We start from the raw sequence: 19,046 nt of genomic DNA, 5'->3' as shown, positions 1-19,046 counted from the left end.
TCTTGCATGGGCGGCTCGCTGCTCGGCGAGAACGCCACCGATGCAGCGGTGCGCCACCGACGGCCCGGTGGGATTCCGCGGCGTAATTCGATTGCGTGCCGACCCGCGCACTGCCTATCGTTCGACGCATCCGGCCCAGGGCCGGCACCTACGCAGATGGAAGTGGTGAATTATGCCCCGGACAGCCGCCGAGCTCCTTCGCGATCCCGCGAACCGCTCGGGCCGGTGATCCGTACCCGCCATCGGATCTCCTGTCCGGTGTGAGTCTTCCGCGGGATCGATCGTGCTCGGCCGACATTGCCGCCTGATCGATCTCACAGAGGAGAACTCCCGTGTTCCCAAGTGGCACACCAATTGCACACCTGTCCACCTTCACGTGCGTCCGTTGCGGACTCGCGGTGTCTCTGGCCGCTCCGAGTGCGGAACCCCGAACCCACTGTCCCAACTGTCTGGCCGGGGTGCACGGGCAGTGCGGTGCGCGCACGCACCCGATCGCGGTTGCCGTCCTCCGCGACGGCGACTGGATGCTGATCCAACGGTGTACCAGTTGCGACCACCTCGGCGCCCATCCGGTCGCCGAGGACGACAACCAGCTGCTGTTGATCCGCATAGCGGTGAAACCGTTGGCGCAGCCGCCGTTTCCGCTCGAGCACCTCGCGCAACTCTGACGCGGCGGGGTGATCGACCTGTCACGCAGGAACGGCAGAATCACGCGTCCACAACGTGCCAAACCCGCCCACCGGGACGGTCCCGCGCGCCGCGGGACGTCGTTTCGTTGTCTCGGTTGCGGTCTGGACGTACCGATGCGGGCCCCGGGCACCGCGCACCGTAACCACTGCCCGACGTGCCTGTGCAGCAAGCACGTCGACCGGGAGCGGCCCGGTGACCGTGCGTCGTCGTGTAAGGGTCGGATGGACCCGATCTCGATCTCGGTACGCGACGGCGGCGAATGGGTGATCATTCACCGGTGTAGCGCGTGCGGTGCGATGGGCGCCAACCGGGTGGCCGGCGACGACAATCCGCTCGCGCTCGTGCGCATCGCGGTGCGCCCGCTGTCGGGGCTCGGCCGGATTCGCTGACGAATCGGTCGATCGCGGGTTCGTCACCGCGGGGACCTGAGGCTCGAACCCCCGTGCCTCGCGTCCCTCAGCGACCGGCGGCGACACCGTCGCGCACCCGGGGGAAGATCTCTTGCGCGAGGTAGGTCAGCGACTCCTCGGTCGGGTGCCCGCCGAGGACGAAGGTGTCGATGCCGTGGTCCAGGGCGAGCGAGGTGAGGCGCCGCGGGAGGTCCTCGAGGGGGATGTCGGCGCCGACGTTGAGGACGCGGCGGATGCTCGCCGGGTCGCGGCCCGCGGCGGTCGCGGCGTCGTCGACAGTAGCACTCGCCGTGGCGATTCCGTGATCGTCGATGTAGCCGAGCGAGGGCAGACAGCCGTCCCCGATCTCGCCGACCAGCCGGAGCATGCGGGGCTTGTAGCCGCCGATCCAGATCCCGATCGGGTGGGCGGGGACGGGTCCCGGATGCACCCCGTCCACGGAGTAGAAGTCGCCGTCGAACCGGATCGACCGCTCGCCACTCCACATCAGCCGGATCACCGAGACGGCCTCCCGCAGCGCCTGCACGGACTCGCCGGGGGAGCGGCGCGGGCCGCCCATCGCGGCGATCCCGTCCCAGAACGCGCCGGCGCCCAGGCCCAGTTCGACCCGGCCGGCGGAGAGTAGGTCGAGGCTGGCCGCCGCCTTCGCGAGCACCGCCGGCGGGCGCAGGGGCAGGCTCGCGACGTCGGGGAGCACGGACAGGTGTTCGGTGCGCGCGGCGATCGCAGACAGCAACGTCCAGGCGTCGAGGAAGCCCGCCTGGTACGGGTGGTCCTGGATGCCGACCAGGTCGAAGCCGGCTCGGTCGAGGACCGCGGCGGTGTCGAGCGCGGCCTGGGGCATGTGCGCGTCCGGGATGAGGAACCACCCGAAGCGGATCTCGTTGCCGTAGTCGGGCATTACGGACTCCTTCACGGTATCGAACGCTCCTCCTTCAACCCTACGAGGCGGCGGCCCCGCCGGGCCCGGAAACGCAATCGACAACCTGGGGTTGACGGTTCTGTGCCGTCAACCTACGGTTGTCGCATGACGAATCCGGTGCCCATGACGAATCCCGTCCGACTCGACGACCTGATCGACGCGATCAAGAAGGTCCACACCGACACGCTCGAACAGTTGACCGACGCGGTGCTGGCCGCCGAACACCTCGGCGACATCGCCGACCACCTGATCGGGCACTTCGTGGATCAGGCGCGACGCTCCGGCGCCTCGTGGACCGACATCGGTCGCAGCATGGGGGTCACGAAGCAGGCCGCGCAGAAGCGCTTCGTGCCCAAGGGGCCGGGCGAGCCGTCCGACCTCGATGCCGATCAGGGCTTCAGCAGGTTCACCCCGCGCGCCCGCAATGTGGTGATGGCCGCGCAGAACGAGGCGCGGGCCGCGGGCAACGACCAGATCGCGCCCGAGCACCTGATCCTCGGCCTGCTCGCGGACCCCGAGGCGTTCTCCGTGAAAATGCTTGCCGCGCAGGGCCTCGACGTCGACACGGTCCGCAGGGCGGCGCTGGCCGTGCTGCCGCCCAAGGCGGACCTGTTGCCCGACCTCATCCCCTTCGACGCGGGCGCCCGCAAGGTCCTCGAACTGACCTTCCGCGAGGCGCTCCGGCTGGGGCACAACTACATCGGCACCGAGCACCTGCTGCTGGCGCTGCTCGAGCAGGAGCACGGCGCCGGGGTTCTGTCCGAACTCGGCTTCGACAAGGCGGCCGCCGACACGTTCGTCGTCGAGACCCTGGCCGTGTTCCTGGCAGCTCAGCAGCAGGAGGAGAAGAAGTAGTTCCCCGGGAAGGTCATTCGGCGAACCGCAGGATCGCCGCGGCCGGCACTTCGTCCGGCACGTCCCCGGTCCGGAGGGCGAGGACCTTGGCGCCGGTGAGCAGGGCTCGGCGGGCGATCTCGTCCACCACACCGTACGAGTGGTCGCCGTCGAGTTCGGCCAGCGTGACCGTTCCGCTGTCGGGGTCGATCGTGCCGGGCACGATGCCTTCGATGTCGACCATCAGCGTCTCGATCCGGCCGAACGTCGCCGACCGGGCTACGTCGGAGATCTCGACCTGGGCCCGGCCCTTGGAACGCAGGTCGTCGAACTGCTTGCGGGTCTCGGCGAGCTGCTGGGCGTAGTACTTGTCGAGCACCTTCCGGCTGGTCTCCGCGATCTGCCCGTCGGTCATCTCCTCCGGATTGCCGGGAATCCCCTCGTCGAGCAGCTTGTGATAGTTGTTCACCGAGCGATACTGCGAGGCGGTCGGTTCCGCGGCCGCGAGGATCAGGGGAATATCGCGGCCCGTCAGCACGCTCCGGAGCGCGTGGTCGATCGCGCGCACGTACTCGTGGACGCGGAGCTTGCGGCCCTCGTCGCCCTGTACCCGACCGTGCACCCGGCCCGGGGGCGTGCGCCCGAGCGACGACACGCCCGCATAGCTGGCGGCGTCCGAGGGCAGGCCGGGGACGTCGATCGTCGTCGGTGGCTGGTCGGCGGTGACTTCGATCAAGCGCACGGATCCCTCGGCGAGGGCCAGCACGAAGGCGGTCTGCGGGAAGGTCACCGTCCGCAACATCGGCTTGATGTAGAAGCGGTCGCTGACGATGACGGTCGATCCGAGTCGATTGGGGAGCCGATAGCGGCGTAGCCGGTCCGGGGTGGCGAGGACGACGAGGGAGCGTGCCTGATAGCGCCAGAAGGCCTCGTCGGCGATCAAGTCTTCGAATGCTTGCTCGAACGCCGCACGTTCCTTCGGATCGTCGACCTGCTCGACCGCGGACTTGACCTGGTTCGTGAACTCGAGTCGACTCTTGCCCGGATCCTGGATGTCGTCCTCGGTGGGCGTGTAGATCGAGATGCAGGTCGGACCCTCCACCCCGGCGAGCCGTCGGATCTCGGCATGACTCGGAATATCGCTGTAGAGCATTCCTCGACCTCCCGGTAGTTGGTCGTTTTCAGCGTACCCAGGAGGGCGACGTCCCGGCAGGGGTTTGTTCGCGGCGCGGGAGTCCGCGGCGCACCCCGGTCTTCTGCCCGCTCAATGGAAGAGGTCCTGGCCCGCATCCGGCTTCGATCGGTAATGATCTGGGGCAGTTGATACTTGGAGGAGATATGGGACAGCTCGAAGGCAGGACGGCGTTCGTGACCGGTGCGGCGCGGGGACAGGGCCGGGCGCACGCGCTCGCCCTCGCGGCCGAGGGCGCCGACGTGTTCGGCATCGACATCTGCGCCGACGTCGCGACCGTGCCGTACCCGTTGGCGACCGTCGACGAACTCGACGACACCCGCCGGGCGGTCGAGGCGCTCGGCGTCCGGTGCCGCACTGCGGTGGTGGACGTGCGCGACGGCGCGGCCGTGGACGCGGCCGTCGCGGCCGCGATCGCCGAACTCGGCAAGATCGACATCTGCGTCGCGAACGCCGGCGTGTGCGCGTTCGCGAAGACGTGGGAGCTCACCGACGCGATGTGGGACGCCGTGGTCGACACCAACCTCACCGGTGTCTTCAAGACGCTGCGCGCGGTGGCTCCGCACATGATCGAACAGGGATACGGACGCATCGTCGCGACGTCGTCGATGGGCGGCCACACGGGCACCCCGAACCTGTCGCACTACGTGGCCGCCAAGTGGGGCGTGATCGGGCTGGTGAAGACCCTGGCGCTGGAACTCGCCCGGTACGGGATCACCGTCAACGCGGTGTGCCCCGGGTCGGTCGACACGCCGATGGTCCACAACGAGGCGTTCTACGGACTGTTCGCCCCGGACATCGAGAGCCCGACGCGGGAGACCGTCGAATCGCGGTACGCCTCCATCACGCCGATGCGGGTGCCGTGGATGGCCCCGGAGGACGTCTCGCACGCGCTGCTCTATCTCGTATCGGAGCAGGCGCGCTACGTCACCGGGACGTCGCTGGACGTCAGCGCCGGCAGCTCAGCGCTCATGCCCTGACGCCGGCGGCACCACCGTCAGGTGATCTTGGTGTTATGTTCCGGTCGGACACAGGCGGGTTCGCGCCCGACGGATGACGATGCGAACGGATCGGGGGATCCATGTCGACCAGGCTGACGGCGATGGCGGCGGTGGCGCTGCTCGGGTCCGCGGTGGTGGCGGGCGGTGCCGGGACGGCGGCCGCCGAGCCGCTGCCGGGCGGCGCACCGGGCAGCGGGCCGTGCGCGTCGGAGCTGTCGCACGACCTCGAGTCGATCGTCCCCGAGCGTCTCGAGGTGCCCGTCCCGTACCCGGTGATCACGCCGGTGCCCTACCCGGCGCCGGAGCCACCGGCCACCCGGATCGCGTCCGAACCGCTGCCGGCCGATCCGTGCGTCGATCCGTGCCCGGACCTGACGGACGAGGCGGCCCCACCGTCGTCGCTGTCGACCGACCTGGGGATCCCGCAGATCGGGCTGAAGCCGGCACCGTTCCACCTCGGCATCCCGATCCCGGGGCCCGACCCCGGCCCGCTGCCCGCGCCGCCGGATCCGGCGGACCCTGGTGTCGAGTCGGCGCCGCGCACCCCGGCCCCGCCGACGCCGCGGATCGGCACGGTGGACCGGGTCGCGAAGCTGACCGGTGCGGGCTCGGTGAACCGGACCGACAAGCGCTGGCAGGTGCAGGGCACCGACCTGGGCATCATGTGGGAGAGCGCGCCCGGGCAGGTCGCGATCGCGTTCGGCGACACCATCGGCAAGGGGTTTCACCCGCCCGGCGGGCAGGGCGACGACTGGCGCAGCAACGTCCTCGCATTCAGCACCGACCAGGATCTCTCGGACGGAATGAGTTTCGACTCGATGGTGCAGGACAGCCGGTGCCACGCCGCCGAACTGCTCAGCAGCCGCAAGATGGACAACGTCGAGATCACCACCATCCCCACATCGGGGTTCGCGATCGGCGACCGGCAGTTCATGAGCTACATGTCAATCCGCACGTGGAACAGCATCCCCGGCACGTGGTGGACCAACCACGGCGGCATCGCCTACTCCGACGACGGCGGTTCCACGTGGGTCAAGGATCCGTATGCCAAGTGGGACAACATCTTCGGTGTTACCACCTTTCAGGTGGCGGCCATGGTGCCGGCCGGGGACTACGTGTACATGTTCGGTACACCCAACACCCGTCTGGCGGCGGTGGGCCTGGCGCGGGTGCCCAAGGACCAGGTGCTCAACAAGTCGGCCTACCAGTACTGGAGCAACGGAAGCTGGACGCCGGTCGGTGGGTACACCGCCGCGACGCCGATCGTGCACGGTCCCGTCGCGGAACTGTCGGTCCGCTTCGACGAGTCCACCGGCCGGTGGCAGATGTCGTACCTCGACACCGCGAAGACGGCAATCGTTCTGCGGGAATCGGATTCGCCGCAGGGCGAGTGGTCGGACGGTGCGCCCATGGTGTCGGTGCTGGACTACCCCGAGTTGTACGGCGGCTTCATCCACCCGTGGTCGCGCGGCAACGACCTGTACTTCACCATCTCGACGTGGTCGGACTACAACGTCTTCCTGATGCGGGCCCGGATCAACGAATAGCGAACAGGTCGGCCGCCGCCTCGACGGTCCGTGCGACGACGTCGGCGCGGTCGGGGTCGAGGCCGTGACGGCCGCCCTCGATCAGGATCAGCCGGTGTTCGGCGGGAATGAGGTCGAGCGCGGTGCGCATCTCGTCGGGTGTGCCGAACGGGTCCCGGTCGCCGTGCACGAACAGCGACGGCGTCCGCAGGTCCGGTAGGTGCGCGGTGCGCTGCTTCTCCGGTTTGCCCGGCGAGTGCAGCGGATACGAGAGCAGCACCAGACCGTCCGCGACGTCGGGGCGTTCGGCGGCCAGCATGGTCGACTGGCGTCCGCCGTACGAGTGGCCGGCGAGGAGCATCGGGCCGTCGGCGAGGCCGCGGATCGCGTCGGCAGCGGCGACGATGCCGTCCCGGTCTTGGCCGGCGTGGGCCTGGTTGGGCGGCCCGGACGCGCGCCGCTGCCGGAACGGCAGGTTGTAGCGCAGCACCAGCAGTCCGCGCTCGGCGAAGCCGGCGGCCATGGCCTGCAACAGCTTTGCGTCGCAGTCGCCGCCCGCGCCGTGGGCGAGGACGAGTTTGCCCACCGGATCCGCGTCGGGGCGATGCAGGTAGCCCTGCACGCCTTCGTCGTCGATGTCGAACGATTCGCCGAGCGCACTCATGAACATCGAGGTTACCGTGGGATGGTGCAGCGGCTGCGGGTGCTGGTCACCGGCGCCACCGGGTACATCGGTGGCCGCCTGGTCCCACGTTTGCTCGCCGCTGGCCACGACGTGCGCGTCCTGGTGCGCTCTCCCGACAAACTGCGCGACATCCCGTGGGCGCGGCGGGTGGAGATCGTCCGCGGTGACCTGGGCGATCCGGACTCTGTGCGCACCGCGACCGAGGGCATCGACGTCGTCTACTACCTGGTGCACGCGATGGGCGGGGCGCGGGAGTTCGTCGAGACCGAGCGGGTGGGGGCGTCGAACATGGCGGCCGCCGCCCGCGAGACCGGCGTGGGCCGGATCGTCTACCTCGGCGGTCTGCACCCGGAGAACACCGAACTGTCCCCGCACATGCGTTCCCGGGCGCAGGTCGGCCGCATCCTCATGGAGTCGGGTGTGCCGACGCTGGTGTTGCAGGCCGGGGTGGTGATCGGGTCGGGGTCGGCGTCGTTCGAGATGATCCGGCACCTGACCAACCGCCTGCCGGTGATGACGACCCCCCGGTGGGTGAACAACCGGATCCAACCGATCGCGGTGCGCGACGTCCTGTACTACCTGGTGAAGGCGGCCGACGCGCCGCTGCCGAGCAGCCGCGCCTACGACATCGGTGGTCCCGACGTCCTCACCTACGGCGACATGATGAAGGTGTATGCCGAGGTCGCGGGGCTGCGCCGACGGCGGGTGCTGGTGCTGCCGGTGCTCACGCCGCGGCTCGCGGGACTGTGGATCGGGCTGGTCACGCCCATCCCCAGCTCGCTGGGTCGAGCGCTGATCGAATCCCTGCACGACGACGCCGTCGCCGCCGACCACGACGTCGACGCCGTCATCGCGCCGCCGGCACCCGGGCTGATCCCGTACCGCCAGGCCATCCGGTTGGCGCTGCGACGGATCCGGGACGGCGAGGTGGAGACCAACTGGGCCAACGCGTCGCCGGTGGGGGCGCCGTCGGATCCGCTGCCGTCCGATCCCGAATGGGCCGGCGAGGCCGTCTACACCGACGAGCGCAGCGGCGGTTGTGACGCCGACGCGGACACCCTGTGGCACGTTCTCGAGAGTATCGGCGGCGAGAACGGTTGGTATTCGTTCCCTCTGGCGTGGGTGGTCCGCGGCTGGCTCGACCGCCTCGTCGGCGGCGTCGGCCTCACCCGTGGCCGTCGGGACGCGCGACGACTCAACACCGGTGACCCGCTGGACTTCTGGCGGGTGGAGGAGATCGATCGGGGTTCGCTGCTGCGCTTGCGGGCCGAGATGCGCACGCCGGGCGGAGCGTGGCTCGAGTGGCGGGTGCGGGCGGACGGGCCGTACCGCTCGCGCCTGGATCAGCGGGCGATCTTCTTTCCGAAAGGCCTTGCCGGACGGCTCTACTGGTATTCGCTCGTGCCGTTCCACGGAATCATCTTCAAGGGCATGCTCACCAACATCACCGGAGCCGCGGCGCGGGAGTATGCGGCGGCCACGAAACAATAATGTGGTCCCGAGCGCGCGCGCCGTTCGCGGGACCGGGCCGGACTCCGACGCGTACGCTGACACTGGCTCGGAGTTCGGAAGTCTCCTTCGTCGGAGGTGCTGCCATGCGTTGTTCCGTCGCTTGTGGCCCGTTTGTCCGTACCGCGATGGTGATGGCGTCCTTGGCGATGCCGCTCGGCTCGTCGGGTATAGCGACCGCAACTCCGGTTTCGTCCGAGCCTGCGATGTTCCAGGTTCCGGTGACGTTCGTATCGGCGTGCAGCACGGTGGGTTTCATCTGCTGGGTGCCGAACAAGGTTGCGGCGGTGACGCCGTCGTCGACGGCGGTGGCACCGGGGGTGGTGACCTTCGCGGTGGCGCCGTCGGCGACGGTAGTCACCACCTACTCCACGCTCGACTGCATCGATGTGTCGATCGCGTGGCGGAACCTGGCGACGGGCGCCACCGGCGACACCGTTCTTCGTGCACTGACGGCCGACGGGTCCGGTCGACGTCCCACGCCAGACGAGCTGTGCCGGTACGTTCCCGCCACTGCAGCGACCGGAAGCGGCACGGTCGTCGCGTCCGCGGACGTCTCCGACTCGGTCCATCCACCGCGGAGCGACCTCTGGCCGCAGGTGCAGCTCCATGCCGGGTTCGGGGTGCTCGAGGTTCCCTAGGCTTCGAGTCCCTTCGGCGCGACCGAAGCCCCGCGCCCGATCAGACCGTGCAGAGCGGGGCGATGTCGGCGCGTCCGCCGGTGGTGGGCGAGGTGAGCAGCAGGCACGAGTTGTAGCCGCGCGACTCCACGACGCTGCGGATCTGCTGCCAGCCCTCTGCACTCACCGCGGGGGTGCGCGAGAGCACGAATCCGGAGGACCGGGCCGGATCCCCGACGAGGGCCCACGAGTAGTCGCCGGCGATGTACGTGACGACGTAGTTGGTGGGCCCGTCCGGGGAGCCCTGCATGGGCACCGACGGAAAGCTCACGTGTAGTTGAGCGTTCGTCGTCGGGTCGTTGACGCGCGCGTTTCCCGTGACGCCGTCGGTGCCGCCGGTCCACGTGGTGCACCTGTTGTCGACGCTGATGTTCGACGCGTCGATCACCGCGTACGTGGCGCGGGTGTCGCGGGCGCAGTTCAGGTTGAACGGCTGCGGGACGGCCGCCAGTTGGTGCCACGTGCCGACGTACCGTGCGATGTCCAACGACGGGACGGGTGGCAGTGGCTGCCACGGGTCCGCGGAGCCGGGCGGTTGGGCCGACGCAGGGGCCGTGGTGGTTACCGTCGCCGCCGCCACAGCGGCGAACAGTGCGGCCGTGAGTGTCCTGATGACCGGCATGACGACCCTCCCGTTCTCAGCGGTGCAGCAGGTTCGCTCCTGCAATGATCGCGTTCAGAGACGACGAGATGCAATCGTCGCCGATCGCCATCGCCCAGCGGCGCTCGCCGTCGTGCTCGGCCAGGATGAACGTCGCCGTGCCCTCCGACGTGCGCTGCTGGTGGAACGAGAGGATCTCGATCTGGAAGCCGGCGTCGTACAGCATCGAGGTGAGCGCGGCGATGGGGCCGGTGGCGGTGGCCGATGCCGAGCCGATGGTGTCGCCGAGGCCGAGCGTCGCGGTGTAGGTGGTGCAACCGGCGCTCTGGCCGGTGGCCTCCCAGCTGCCCAGGCGGATGGGGCCGCCCGTGGGGCTGAAGCGCTGGGTGAACTCCGCCCAGCTCAGGCCCTGGGCCTGGGCGCGCATGTCGCGCGGCAGCGGGGAGCCGAAGCGGCGGGAGAACGGATCGTCGGAGAACGAAGCGGTGGTGGTGGCGAGAGCCTGGGAGGTGCGCATTTTTCGAGGTCTTCCTGAAGTGAAGGAAGGACCGACGGTGAATAGCTCAACGACCCGCAGCGAGGGGTCGGTCCGATTCAGACCCCGCTACGGCGGTGAACTACTACCTCGATGCGCTGCATGACCGGGGAGTCTAAGCGCGACTCCCCGGCTCACGCAACCCTCAGCCGCGGACGCCGGTGATCTCGTCCGGGGTGTGCGGCAGCTCGGCAGTGGTCGTGACCTCGCCCTTCTCGAGGTCGACCGCGTGGATCCGGTTGGTCGCCGGGTCGGTCACGTACGCGGTGAAGCCCTGCACGAACAGCGCCGGACGCGGCGACTGCCACTTCTCGGGCTCGGTCCACGGGGCGATGACGGGCACCCGACGCACCACGGCGCCGGTCGCCGGGTCGATCACGTGCAGCGCCCCGTCGGTCCCGAGGACCAGCGCCTCGCCGAACGGCCCGCGGCCCAGCGAGCGGAACGTGTAGCTGGTCCCCAGGTCGACGAGGCGCAGCTCACCGGTCGCGGTGTCGGTCAGGGACACCCGCTGCGGACGCTCGAGTTCGGCGTCCGGGTCGCTCTTGTAGTCGCCGAGGACCACGGTGGACGACTCCGAGCCGGCCTGGTTGCCGATCCGCCCGTACGGGTCGGGGCTCGCGACCTTGGTGATCGTGCCGTCACGGTAGATCAGCAGGCCGTCCTGGCAGCCGAAGACCACCGCCTCGTCGGCCGCGACCGCCTCGCCATGCAGGCCCGGGCACTGCTCGTTGCGGGCGAGCTCGGTGCGGGCGGCGTCGTGCACGACGATGCCGGTGCGGGTCTTCGCGTCGCCGAGCGTGGTGATCAGGCGGCCGTCGGCCAGTTCGACGGCGACGCCGTGGTGGGCGACCGGGGTCGTGAACGTCGTCGTCTGCGGACGGCCGTCGGCGAGCGTCGCCGGGTCGAACGACTCGACACGCCCGGTCCCGTCGTCGAACAGCACGGTGCGGCCCGCGTGGTGGACGACGTGTCCGGGCTTGTCGGCCTCGAACGTGACGTCGGTGAGCGCGGGGGCGGCGGTGTAGTGGTGCGCGTGGTCGCCGTGCGCCTCGGACCACGTGCCGGTGTCGAACACCCGGAAACCGTCCTCGGTCGTGACGACGACGTGCCGCTCGTCACCGGCCGGGTTGATGCGGTTGAACCCGTCGAGCTCGGATTCGCCCACCACCGAGAGGCTTTCGGCGTCGAGCACGAGGATGCCGCCGTCGTAGGTGAGGGCGAGGCGGGGGACGGCGGACCGCGCCGAGGCCGGCTTGGCGGAGGTGGACTCCGGGCCCGCCGCGGCGGCCGCGATCTCGGTGGTGGTGCCGTCGTCGGCGCCGGAGCAGCCGGCGAGCAGGGCCGCGCACGTCGCGACCGATGCGGCGAGGGCGAGTCGTCGGGGAGTGGGATCGATGCGGATCATGCCGCAAGGTCTATCGCCTAATGAAAATGATTGTCAAAGGTTGAAGTGCGCATTCGTGCATGCCGAGGGGGCGTCCTGGTCGGGCCGGGGGTGTGTGCGGCAACGGCTTTCGGGTGAAATGTGCGGATGCTCCCCGTCGAAAAGTGTTGACGCCGGGACACTTTGACGCATAGTGTTCAACATGTTCAACGAAGAGGATCGGTCGAGGTCGAGGAAGCCGTCCGTCGAGCTGGTGCAGGTATCGGCAGAACTGTTGAGCCGCAACGGAGTCCGGGGATTCCGGCTCAGTGACGTGGCCAAGGGTGCCGGGGTCTCCCGCGGGACGGTGTACAACGCCTTCGGCGACAAGGAAGCGGCCATCGACGCTGGGTTGGCCTACCTGTGCAGTTCCTTCGTCGAGAGGTTGGCGATGGTCGTACCTCCCGGAGAGCCGCTGCGGAACCAGATCGGTGCGGCGGCCGCGGTCATCTACGAACATGCGACCACCCCGCCGGCGCTCGCGCCCCCGCTGCGCACCGACACCATCATCGCGACGCTGCTCGATCACTACGGCGACGAACTCTGCCGCGCCTGGGCCGCATTCTGGGCGCCGCTGGTGACCCAGGCGCGGGAGCGCGGTGAGGTCGACAGCAGCCTCGATGCGACCTTCGTCGGCCACTGGATCGTCCGGGTGCTGCTGAGCCTGGAGCTGCTTCCGCTCGAGGTCGCCGGGTTCGCCGGGGCGGACGACGCGCGCGGGCGCGTCGGTGACCTGCTGATCGACGGGTTCGCGCCGCGGCGCACGCCATGAACGGGGGCCAGCGATGACATGCGAGAACGTCGACGTCGCCATCATCGGCGCCGGCCCGGGCGGGATCACCGCCGCCTACCACCTGCAGTGCGCGGGGATCGACAACTTCGTGATCCTCGAGCGCGCCGACGACTTCGGCGGCAGCTGGCGCGACAACGCCTATCCCGGTCTGAGCGTGGACGTGCCCACGCTGTTCTACCAGTTCCCGTTCGCGCGCAAACCCGACTGGTCACGCCTCTTTCCGACGGGCGCGGAAATTCAGGAGTACAACCTCCGGGTCGCCCAGAACCTCAACCTGTACAAACACTTTCGTGGTGGCCACACCGTGGAGCGGGAGGTGTGGGACGACGAGGACCGGCGATGGGTGCTGCACATCCGGGGCCGCGCCCCGGTGGGGGCGCGGTTCGTCATCAACGCCGTCGGCGGCTACGTCGACGCCAAACCGGTCGGCGGCATCGCGGGAATCGACGAGTTCGCCGGAACCGTCCTGCGGCCCAACGCCTGGGACCCGGACTACGACTGGTCCGGCAAGCGGGTCGCCGTGATCGGCACCGGGTCCAGCTCCGTTCAGATCGTCCCGGCCATCTACGACCGCGCCCGGTCGGTCGACATCTACCAGCGGACTCCGGCCTGGATCCTGCCGAAACCCGACGCGTCGCTGTCGCCCCGAGCCCACCGCCTGCTCTCGCTACCCGGGGTCGGTGGCGCGATCAACGTGTTGTCCTTGGCCGTGATGGAGCTGCCGTTGCAGCTCGTCTGCAACGTGCTGCCGCTGCTGCCGCGAACCGTTCTCGCGAAGGCGATGCCCCAGTACGACCGCATCTGGCGGGCGTTGTACCGGATTCTGTTGCAGCGCAAGGTGGCCGACGACGATGATCGTGCCGTGCTGGTTCCCGAGTACGGCATTCTCGCCAAGCGACCCATCCTGTCCAGCAACTTCTTCACCGCGCTCGCCGACCCGTCGGTGTCGCTGGTCGTCGACCCCATCGACCGGGTCACCGCGGACGGCATCCGCACATCGGACGGAACCGAGCGCCGCTACGACCTGATCGTCGCCGCCACCGGCTACCGGCTCTTCACCGATCCGGAGACCTACCGCAGTGGCGCGATCGTGGGCCGCTGCGGATTCGACCTGGCCGACGACTATCGCGACAACGGTCTGCGCAGCTACGGCGGCAGCGCGCACCCGGGGCTGCCGAACCGTTGGTCACTGGTGGCGCCACAGGGATACGTCGGCGTCGCATGGCACACGTTCGTGGATCTGAGCGCCCGCCACGTCGTCCGAGTCATCGAGGAGGCCGGACGACGGGGCGCCACGGTGGTGCAGGTGCGCGCCGAGGCGTTCAGCCGGTGGGTGCACAAGATGCGGCGCCACGGCAAGGCGATCAGCACCTACACGGTGGACTGCAACCCCGGGCTGCGGACCTACTTCGTCAACTCGCAGGGCGAAGCCCTCTACTACCGGCCGCAGACCATCAGCGGCGCGTTCTGGTTCAGCCGTTTCTCATCGTTCGACGACTACACATTCACGGAGGTAACAGCATGAGCTCACTCTCAGGGAATGTCGCGTATGTGACGGGTGCCGCTCGCGGGCAAGGGCGAGCACACGCGGTGCGATTGGCGCAGGCAGGCGCCGACATCGTTGCGGTCGACGTCTGCGCGCAGGTCGCCGAATTCAGCGGCTATCCGATGGCGGAGCCCGATGACCTCGCCGAGACCGCCCGGTTGGTCGAAGCCGAGGGCAGGAAGGCGCTGATCCGGGAGCTCGATGTGCGCGATCTGGCCGCTCAGGAAGCGGCGGTGGCCGAGGCCGTCGACACGTTCGGCCGTCTCGACGTGGTGGTCGCCAACGCCGGCGTGTGCAACTGGGGTCGGATCTGGGAGATCTCGGCCGACCAGTTCCGCGAGACCGTCGACGTCAACCTGACCGGTGTGTGGAACACGATCAAGGCGACCGTTCCGGCGATGATCGCGGCCGGCAACGGCGGTTCGATCATCACCGTCGGCTCGTCCGCGGGGGTGAAGGCGCCGCCCGGATGCGGCCACTACGCGGCCACCAAGTTCGGGGTTGTCGGCCTGACGAAGGCACTGGCGGTCGAGCTCGGTGAGTTCGGCATCCGCGCCAATGTCGTGCTGCCGTACGCCACCAACACCGCGCTGGGCAACGACACCTCGATGTACAAGCTCTTCGAGCAGCATCCCGCGTATGTCTACAGCTATCCGCCGAACCTGCTCGACACCGAGCGGCTCGTGGAGCCGGAGGAGATCGCGGAAGCGGTCGTCTGGCTCGCCGACGACGCCTCCGCCGTCATCAGCGGCGCGCAGATCCCGGTGGACAAGGGCTTCCTGGCCCGCTGACCGCGCCTGACGGGCAGCTCCCGGCACGGTCGGCGGCCTCGGCGCATGTCACGCGGCGTGCAGCAGCTCGAAGTCGGCCGCGTCCACCCGCCGGGTGCGCCGCCGGTACCCCCACGAGGAGCCGGGCCAGAGCGCGTGGTTGGAGCCGGACCTGTCCAGGTACCAGCTCGAGCACCCGCCGGTGCTCCACACGCCGCGCGTGAGGCGTTCGCGCAGCGCCGCGTCGAACGCGTCCTGGGCGTCGGCGCGCACGTCGAGGGCGTCGGCGCCGCTGTCGTCGGCCAGGCGCATCGCGTCGAGCGTGTACGCGATCTGCGCCTCGATCATGACGATCACCGAGTTGTGTCCCAGCCCGGTGTTGGGGCCGGAGAGGAAGAACGCGTTGGGCAGTCCGGAGACGGTGATGCCCAGGTGGGTGCGGACGCCGCCGCGCTGCCAGCGCTCGAGCAGGCTCACCCCGTCCCGGCCCACCAGCTGCAGGCGGTTCAGCGCGCCGGCCACCCGGAAGCCCGTCGCGTGGACGATGACGTCGACCTCGCGGTGGGTGCCGTCGGCGGTGACGATGCCGTCGGGGCGGATCTCGGTGATCGCGTCGGTGACGAGCGTCGTGTTCTCGCGCCCGAGTGCCGGGTAGAAGTCGTTGGAGCGAAGGATGCGTTTGCAGCCGATCCGGTAGTCGGGGGTCAGGGCCGCGCGCAGGTCCGCGTCGGGCACCTGGCGGCGCAGGTGCCGGCGGGCGCGCGCCTCGGTGAACCCGAGCAACCGGGGGCTGCGGCCCAGTCCGATCGCGAGGGTTTCCGCGCCCCAGTAGGTGCCCGCACGAAAGACCTTGCGGGCCAGCGTGCTCCGGCGACTGACGGCCATCGCCGCCCGGAATTGCCGACGCGGCAGCACCCAGGCGGGGGTCCGCTGGAACACGTGCAGGCTCGCGGCCTCGCGGGCGATCCGGGGCACCACCTGCACGGCGCTGGCACCGGTGCCGATCACGGCCACGCGCTTGCCGGTCAGGTCGACGTCGTCGGACCAGGCCGCCGAGTGCACGGCCTGCCCGGCGAACGTCTCGGCGCCGGGGATGCGGGGGAGGCGCGGCACGTTGAGCGCACCTGACGCGATGACGAGGTACCGCGCCACGAACTCGCGTCCGGACCGGTCGAAAACGTGCCAGCGGCAATCGGTCTCGTTCCAGCGCGCGCCGGCCACCTCGGTGCCGAACTCGATGCGGTCGCCCACGCCGTGACGCTCGGTGAGTGCGGACAGGTAGTCCAGGATCTCCGGCTGCGCGGCGTGCGAGCTCGACCAATCATGCTTGGGGGCAAAGGAGTACGAGTACAGCACCGACGGGACGTCGCACTCGCAGCCCGGGTAGGTGTTCTGCCGCCACGTGCCGCCCACGGCGTCGGCCTTCTCGAGGATCAGGAAGTCGCGCTCGCCGCGGCGGGTCAGCTCCAGGGCCATCCCGAGGCCGGCGAATCCGGCGCCCACGACGAGGACCCGGGTGTGACGAACCTGCTGCTGCGACGCCTGCTGGGACACACTGCTTCCTGCCTCGAGATCTGTGCAGCGCCTCCCTCACCGCCCGACGTCAGCAGTGTGCAACTTGAACGGTGTTCAAGACAAATCGGTCGGGCGGCTCACGCCACCTCGTCCTCGCCTCCGGGCTGGACTTTCCGCAGGCCACGGTAGGCGTCGGCGGGCGTGCGGCGGCCCGCCACCACGGCCTCCACCTCCGCCGCGATCGGCATCTCGACGCGGTAGTCGCGCGCCAGTTCCATCACCGTCGGGGCGGTCTTGACGCCCTCGGCGACCTGTCCGAGTTCCTCCACCGCCTGGTCGACGGTGAGTCCGCGGGCGATGTACTCGCCGACGCGCCGGTTGCGCGACCGCGGGCTCATGCAGGTCGCGATCAGGTCGCCCACCCCGGTGAGTCCCGCGAACGTGCGGGGGTTCGCGCCCATCGCCTCGCCCAGGCGGGTCATCTCCGCGAGCCCGCGGGCCAGGACCATCGCGCGGGTGTTGTCGCCGACGCCCAGGCCGTCCGCCATCCCCGACGCGATCGCCACGATGTTCTTGAGGACCCCGCCGAGTTCGCAGCCCAGCACGTCGGTGTTGCGGTACACGCGAAAGACCTTGGAGGCGAACAGCGGCTGCAGCGCCGTCGCGACGTCCTCGTCCTGCGTGGCCACCACCGCCGCGGCGGCCAGGCCGTCGGCGATCTCGGTGGCGATGTTCGGCCCGGCCAGCAGCCCCACGGGATGGCCCGGCAGGCATTCGGAGATCACCTCGGTGGGCCGCTGCCGGGTGCCGGGCTCGAGGCCCTTCGCCAGCGACAGCACCGGCACCCACGCCCGGACCTCGTTGGAGATGAGGCTGAGCGTGCTGCGGATCGCGTGCGACGGCACCCCCACCACCAGGACGTCGGCCTCGTTCGCGGCCTCGACGATGTCGGACGTCGCGCGCAGGCTGTCCGGCAGGACGTGGTCGCCGAGGTAGCGCGAGTTGCGGTGTTCGGTGTTGATCTCGTCGGCCGTCTCGGGGCTGCGCCCCCACAGCAGCGTGGGCGTGTTGCGGGACGCGAGCCCCGCCACCGTGGTGCCCCACGACCCGGAGCCGAGCACGACGACGCGGACTGGTCGGGCCATCAGCAATCACCTCGTGCGCGCACGTCGGGGCAGGTCATCACTTCAGGTTGGCACTGTCGGAGGGTTTGCGGTGTCGATTCCCCGAACTCGGCATCGGTGCGCGCCTACAGTCGGGTATGTGTCGGGTGATCTTCCGCTGCGCGACGTGTACGCCGAGCCCACGCTCGCGGACGTGCTGCCGTCGGTGCTCGCCTCGTCGGGTGTCCCCGGCGAGCACAACCGGCTCGGGCTGCCGGAGACCGATCGGACGGTGGTGCTGCTGATCGACGGCCTCGGCTGGAACCTGCTGCGCCGCAACCTCGATGCCGCACCGTTCCTCAACGGCATCGAGGCGCGTCCGATCCGGGCCGGATTCCCCACCACCACCGCGACGTCGCTGGCGTCGTTCGGTACCGGGCTGCCGTCGGGCAGCCACGGCATCACCGGCTACGTCTCCGACGTCGCCGAGGCGGGCGGGCCGTTCAACTGGCTGCGGTGGCAGCGCGTCGGGGATCGGCGGGACGCGTCGACGCGGGTGGTGCCGGAGCGGATCCAGCCGTCCCCCACCGTTTTCGAGCGGGCCACGACCGCCGGCGTCGTCGCGACGACGGTGCTGCCGCGCGAATTCGCGGCCAGCGGCCTGACCCGCGCGACGCTGCGCGGTGCCCGGTTCGTCGGCACCGTCGCCTACGGCGATCTGCTGCACTCCACCGTCCACGCCGCGACGGCCGGCGAGCGGACGCTCGTCTACTGCTACCTGAGCCAGATGGACACCCTCGGGCACGTGTACGGGCCGGGAACCGAGGGTTGGGTGGCGCAGTTGACCATCGTCGACCGGTTCGTCGAGGACCTCGTCGCGCGACTCGGCCCCGACGTGCACCTGCTGGTGACCGCCGACCACGGCATGGCCACGGTCGACCCGGCGGAGCGGATCGACGTCGACACCACCCCCGACCTGTCCGACGGGGTCGCGGCGCTCACCGGTGAGGCCCGCTGCCGGTACGTTCACGCCGAGCCCGGCCGCACCGTCGCGGTGCTGCGCCGGTGGCGCGAGGTGCTCGGGGAGCGGGCCTGGGTGGGCACCCGCGACGACGTCGTGGCGGCCGGGCTGCTCGGGCCCGATCCGACGCCGGCCGCGCGGCGCCGCATCGGCGACGTGGTGGCGATCGCCCGCGGCGGGGCTGCGGTGGTCCGCACCGAGGTGGAGCCGCGGATGTCGCTGCTCGGTGGTCAGCACGGCGCGCTCACCGACGACGAACTGCTGGTCCCGCTCCTGCAGGTGTGACG

General features: G+C 70.0%; 19 protein-coding genes. 11 read left to right on the top strand and 8 right to left on the bottom strand.

Annotated elements, in window-relative coordinates; translation table 11 throughout:
- Positions 1-332 precede the first annotated feature (332 nt).
- Together ABTV10_RS23985 and ABTV10_RS23980 are read left to right on the top strand one after the other, a co-directional pair.
- A complete protein-coding gene (locus ABTV10_RS23985) occupies positions 333-668 on the top strand; it encodes an RNHCP domain-containing protein (RefSeq protein ID WP_499031162.1) in 336 nt (111 codons plus the stop codon).
- Positions 669-677: 9 nt separating this feature from the next.
- Positions 678-1,079, top strand: coding sequence for an RNHCP domain-containing protein (locus tag ABTV10_RS23980; protein WP_499031159.1), 402 nt, complete (start codon positions 678-680; stop codon positions 1,077-1,079).
- A 67-nt stretch (positions 1,080-1,146) separates the two neighbouring features.
- Here ABTV10_RS23980 and ABTV10_RS23975 read toward each other — a convergent pair whose 3' ends face one another.
- Complete coding sequence (locus tag ABTV10_RS23975) at positions 1,147-2,016, bottom strand: LLM class flavin-dependent oxidoreductase (RefSeq protein WP_499031157.1); 870 nt, start codon at positions 2,014-2,016, stop codon at positions 1,147-1,149.
- A 111-nt stretch (positions 2,017-2,127) separates the two neighbouring features.
- Between ABTV10_RS23975 and ABTV10_RS23970 the strand changes: the two genes are divergently transcribed.
- On the top strand, positions 2,128-2,877 hold the full coding sequence (locus ABTV10_RS23970; RefSeq protein ID WP_433608260.1) for a Clp protease N-terminal domain-containing protein: 750 nt from the start codon (positions 2,128-2,130) through the stop codon (positions 2,875-2,877).
- 13 nt (positions 2,878-2,890) lie between these two features.
- Here the strand turns inward: ABTV10_RS23970 and ABTV10_RS23965 are convergent, their stop codons facing one another.
- On the bottom strand, positions 2,891-4,009 hold the full coding sequence (locus tag ABTV10_RS23965; RefSeq protein ID WP_433608258.1) for a baeRF11 domain-containing protein: 1,119 nt from the start codon (positions 4,007-4,009) through the stop codon (positions 2,891-2,893).
- Between the two features lie 185 nt (positions 4,010-4,194).
- Here ABTV10_RS23965 and ABTV10_RS23960 point away from each other — a divergent pair, with 185 nt between their 5' ends.
- Positions 4,195-5,028 (top strand): mycofactocin-coupled SDR family oxidoreductase, encoded by an 834-nt coding sequence (locus ABTV10_RS23960; protein WP_433608256.1) that lies wholly within the window; start codon positions 4,195-4,197, stop codon positions 5,026-5,028.
- Between the two features lie 101 nt (positions 5,029-5,129).
- Positions 5,130-6,596: a glycoside hydrolase family 183 protein gene (locus ABTV10_RS23955; protein ID WP_433608254.1), complete on the top strand. Its 1,467-nt coding sequence runs from the start codon at positions 5,130-5,132 to the stop codon at positions 6,594-6,596.
- Here the strand turns inward: ABTV10_RS23955 and ABTV10_RS23950 are convergent.
- Positions 6,586-7,239: an alpha/beta hydrolase family protein gene (locus ABTV10_RS23950; RefSeq protein WP_433608252.1), complete on the bottom strand. Its 654-nt coding sequence runs from the start codon at positions 7,237-7,239 to the stop codon at positions 6,586-6,588. The genes ABTV10_RS23955 and ABTV10_RS23950 overlap by 11 nt on opposite strands.
- 21 nt (positions 7,240-7,260) lie before the next feature.
- Between ABTV10_RS23950 and ABTV10_RS23945 the strand changes: the two genes are divergently transcribed.
- Entirely contained in the window at positions 7,261-8,751 is a 1,491-nt protein-coding gene (locus tag ABTV10_RS23945) for an SDR family oxidoreductase (protein ID WP_433608250.1), read from the top strand.
- 152 nt (positions 8,752-8,903) lie between these two features.
- Entirely contained in the window at positions 8,904-9,410 is a 507-nt protein-coding gene (locus ABTV10_RS23940; RefSeq protein WP_433764846.1) for a hypothetical protein, read from the top strand.
- Between the two features lie 40 nt (positions 9,411-9,450).
- Here ABTV10_RS23940 and ABTV10_RS23935 read toward each other — a convergent pair whose 3' ends face one another.
- The 3 genes from ABTV10_RS23935 to aztD all read right to left on the bottom strand — a co-directional run bounded on the left by ABTV10_RS23935 (position 9,451) and on the right by aztD (position 11,993).
- The gene (locus ABTV10_RS23935) at positions 9,451-10,071 is read right to left on the bottom strand and encodes a lipocalin family protein (RefSeq protein WP_433608246.1); all 621 of its coding nucleotides are present in this window, start codon (positions 10,069-10,071) and stop codon (positions 9,451-9,453) included.
- A 16-nt stretch (positions 10,072-10,087) separates the two neighbouring features.
- Positions 10,088-10,567 carry an alpha-isopropylmalate synthase regulatory domain-containing protein gene (locus ABTV10_RS23930; protein WP_433608244.1) on the bottom strand — a complete coding sequence of 160 codons (480 nt, stop codon included), beginning with the start codon at positions 10,565-10,567 and terminating at the stop codon, positions 10,088-10,090.
- A 163-nt stretch (positions 10,568-10,730) separates the two neighbouring features.
- Positions 10,731-11,993, bottom strand: a complete 1,263-nt coding sequence (gene aztD, locus ABTV10_RS23925; protein WP_433608242.1) for a zinc metallochaperone AztD — start codon at positions 11,991-11,993, stop codon at positions 10,731-10,733.
- 181 nt (positions 11,994-12,174) lie between these two features.
- Here aztD and ABTV10_RS23920 point away from each other — a divergent pair, with 181 nt between their 5' ends.
- Genes ABTV10_RS23920 through ABTV10_RS23910 form a run of 3 tightly spaced genes read left to right on the top strand, consistent with a single transcriptional unit; the run spans position 12,175 to position 15,141 of the window.
- Positions 12,175-12,783 (top strand): TetR/AcrR family transcriptional regulator, encoded by a 609-nt coding sequence (locus tag ABTV10_RS23920; protein WP_433608240.1) that lies wholly within the window; start codon positions 12,175-12,177, stop codon positions 12,781-12,783.
- Between the two features lie 13 nt (positions 12,784-12,796).
- Positions 12,797-14,329, top strand: coding sequence for a flavin-containing monooxygenase (locus ABTV10_RS23915; RefSeq protein WP_433608238.1), 1,533 nt, complete (start codon positions 12,797-12,799; stop codon positions 14,327-14,329).
- Positions 14,326-15,141, top strand: coding sequence for a mycofactocin-coupled SDR family oxidoreductase (locus ABTV10_RS23910; RefSeq protein WP_433608236.1), 816 nt, complete (start codon positions 14,326-14,328; stop codon positions 15,139-15,141). The genes ABTV10_RS23915 and ABTV10_RS23910 overlap by 4 nt, the downstream gene beginning before the upstream one ends.
- A gap of 48 nt (positions 15,142-15,189) precedes the next feature.
- Here ABTV10_RS23910 and ABTV10_RS23905 read toward each other — a convergent pair whose 3' ends face one another.
- Entirely contained in the window at positions 15,190-16,674 is a 1,485-nt protein-coding gene (locus ABTV10_RS23905; protein WP_433608234.1) for a flavin-containing monooxygenase, read from the bottom strand.
- A gap of 98 nt (positions 16,675-16,772) precedes the next feature.
- Entirely contained in the window at positions 16,773-17,780 is a 1,008-nt protein-coding gene (locus ABTV10_RS23900; protein WP_433608232.1) for an NAD(P)H-dependent glycerol-3-phosphate dehydrogenase, read from the bottom strand.
- A 118-nt stretch (positions 17,781-17,898) separates the two neighbouring features.
- Here ABTV10_RS23900 and ABTV10_RS23895 point away from each other — a divergent pair, with 118 nt between their 5' ends.
- Positions 17,899-19,044 (top strand): alkaline phosphatase family protein, encoded by a 1,146-nt coding sequence (locus tag ABTV10_RS23895; RefSeq protein ID WP_433608230.1) that lies wholly within the window; start codon positions 17,899-17,901, stop codon positions 19,042-19,044.
- The last annotated feature ends 2 nt before the right edge of the window (positions 19,045-19,046 follow it).

Source organism: Paraburkholderia sp. RHO2 (assembly GCF_050955445.1).
GTDB lineage: Bacteria > Actinomycetota > Actinomycetes > Mycobacteriales > Mycobacteriaceae > Prescottella > Prescottella agglutinans_A.
This window is presented reverse-complemented; position numbering and strand designations above follow the sequence as displayed.

Excerpts from the sequence above, each read along its gene's own strand:
- ABTV10_RS23970 (WP_433608260.1), top strand. The coding sequence starts at position 2,128 with ATGACGAATCCGGTGCCCATGACGAATCCCGTCCGACTCGACGACCTG.
- ABTV10_RS23965 (WP_433608258.1), bottom strand. The coding sequence starts at position 4,009 with ATGCTCTACAGCGATATTCCGAGTCATGCCGAGATCCGACGGCTCGCC.
- ABTV10_RS23960 (WP_433608256.1), top strand. The coding sequence starts at position 4,195 with ATGGGACAGCTCGAAGGCAGGACGGCGTTCGTGACCGGTGCGGCGCGG.
- ABTV10_RS23955 (WP_433608254.1), top strand. The coding sequence starts at position 5,130 with ATGTCGACCAGGCTGACGGCGATGGCGGCGGTGGCGCTGCTCGGGTCC.
- ABTV10_RS23950 (WP_433608252.1), bottom strand. The coding sequence starts at position 7,239 with ATGAGTGCGCTCGGCGAATCGTTCGACATCGACGACGAAGGCGTGCAG.
- ABTV10_RS23945 (WP_433608250.1), top strand. The coding sequence starts at position 7,261 with ATGGTGCAGCGGCTGCGGGTGCTGGTCACCGGCGCCACCGGGTACATC.
- ABTV10_RS23940 (WP_433764846.1), top strand. The coding sequence starts at position 8,904 with ATGGCGTCCTTGGCGATGCCGCTCGGCTCGTCGGGTATAGCGACCGCA.
- ABTV10_RS23935 (WP_433608246.1), bottom strand. The coding sequence starts at position 10,071 with ATGCCGGTCATCAGGACACTCACGGCCGCACTGTTCGCCGCTGTGGCG.
- ABTV10_RS23930 (WP_433608244.1), bottom strand. The coding sequence starts at position 10,567 with ATGCGCACCTCCCAGGCTCTCGCCACCACCACCGCTTCGTTCTCCGAC.
- aztD (WP_433608242.1), bottom strand. The coding sequence starts at position 11,993 with ATGATCCGCATCGATCCCACTCCCCGACGACTCGCCCTCGCCGCATCG.
- ABTV10_RS23920 (WP_433608240.1), top strand. The coding sequence starts at position 12,175 with ATGTTCAACGAAGAGGATCGGTCGAGGTCGAGGAAGCCGTCCGTCGAG.
- ABTV10_RS23915 (WP_433608238.1), top strand. The coding sequence starts at position 12,797 with ATGACATGCGAGAACGTCGACGTCGCCATCATCGGCGCCGGCCCGGGC.
- ABTV10_RS23910 (WP_433608236.1), top strand. The coding sequence starts at position 14,326 with ATGAGCTCACTCTCAGGGAATGTCGCGTATGTGACGGGTGCCGCTCGC.
- ABTV10_RS23900 (WP_433608232.1), bottom strand. The coding sequence starts at position 17,780 with ATGGCCCGACCAGTCCGCGTCGTCGTGCTCGGCTCCGGGTCGTGGGGC.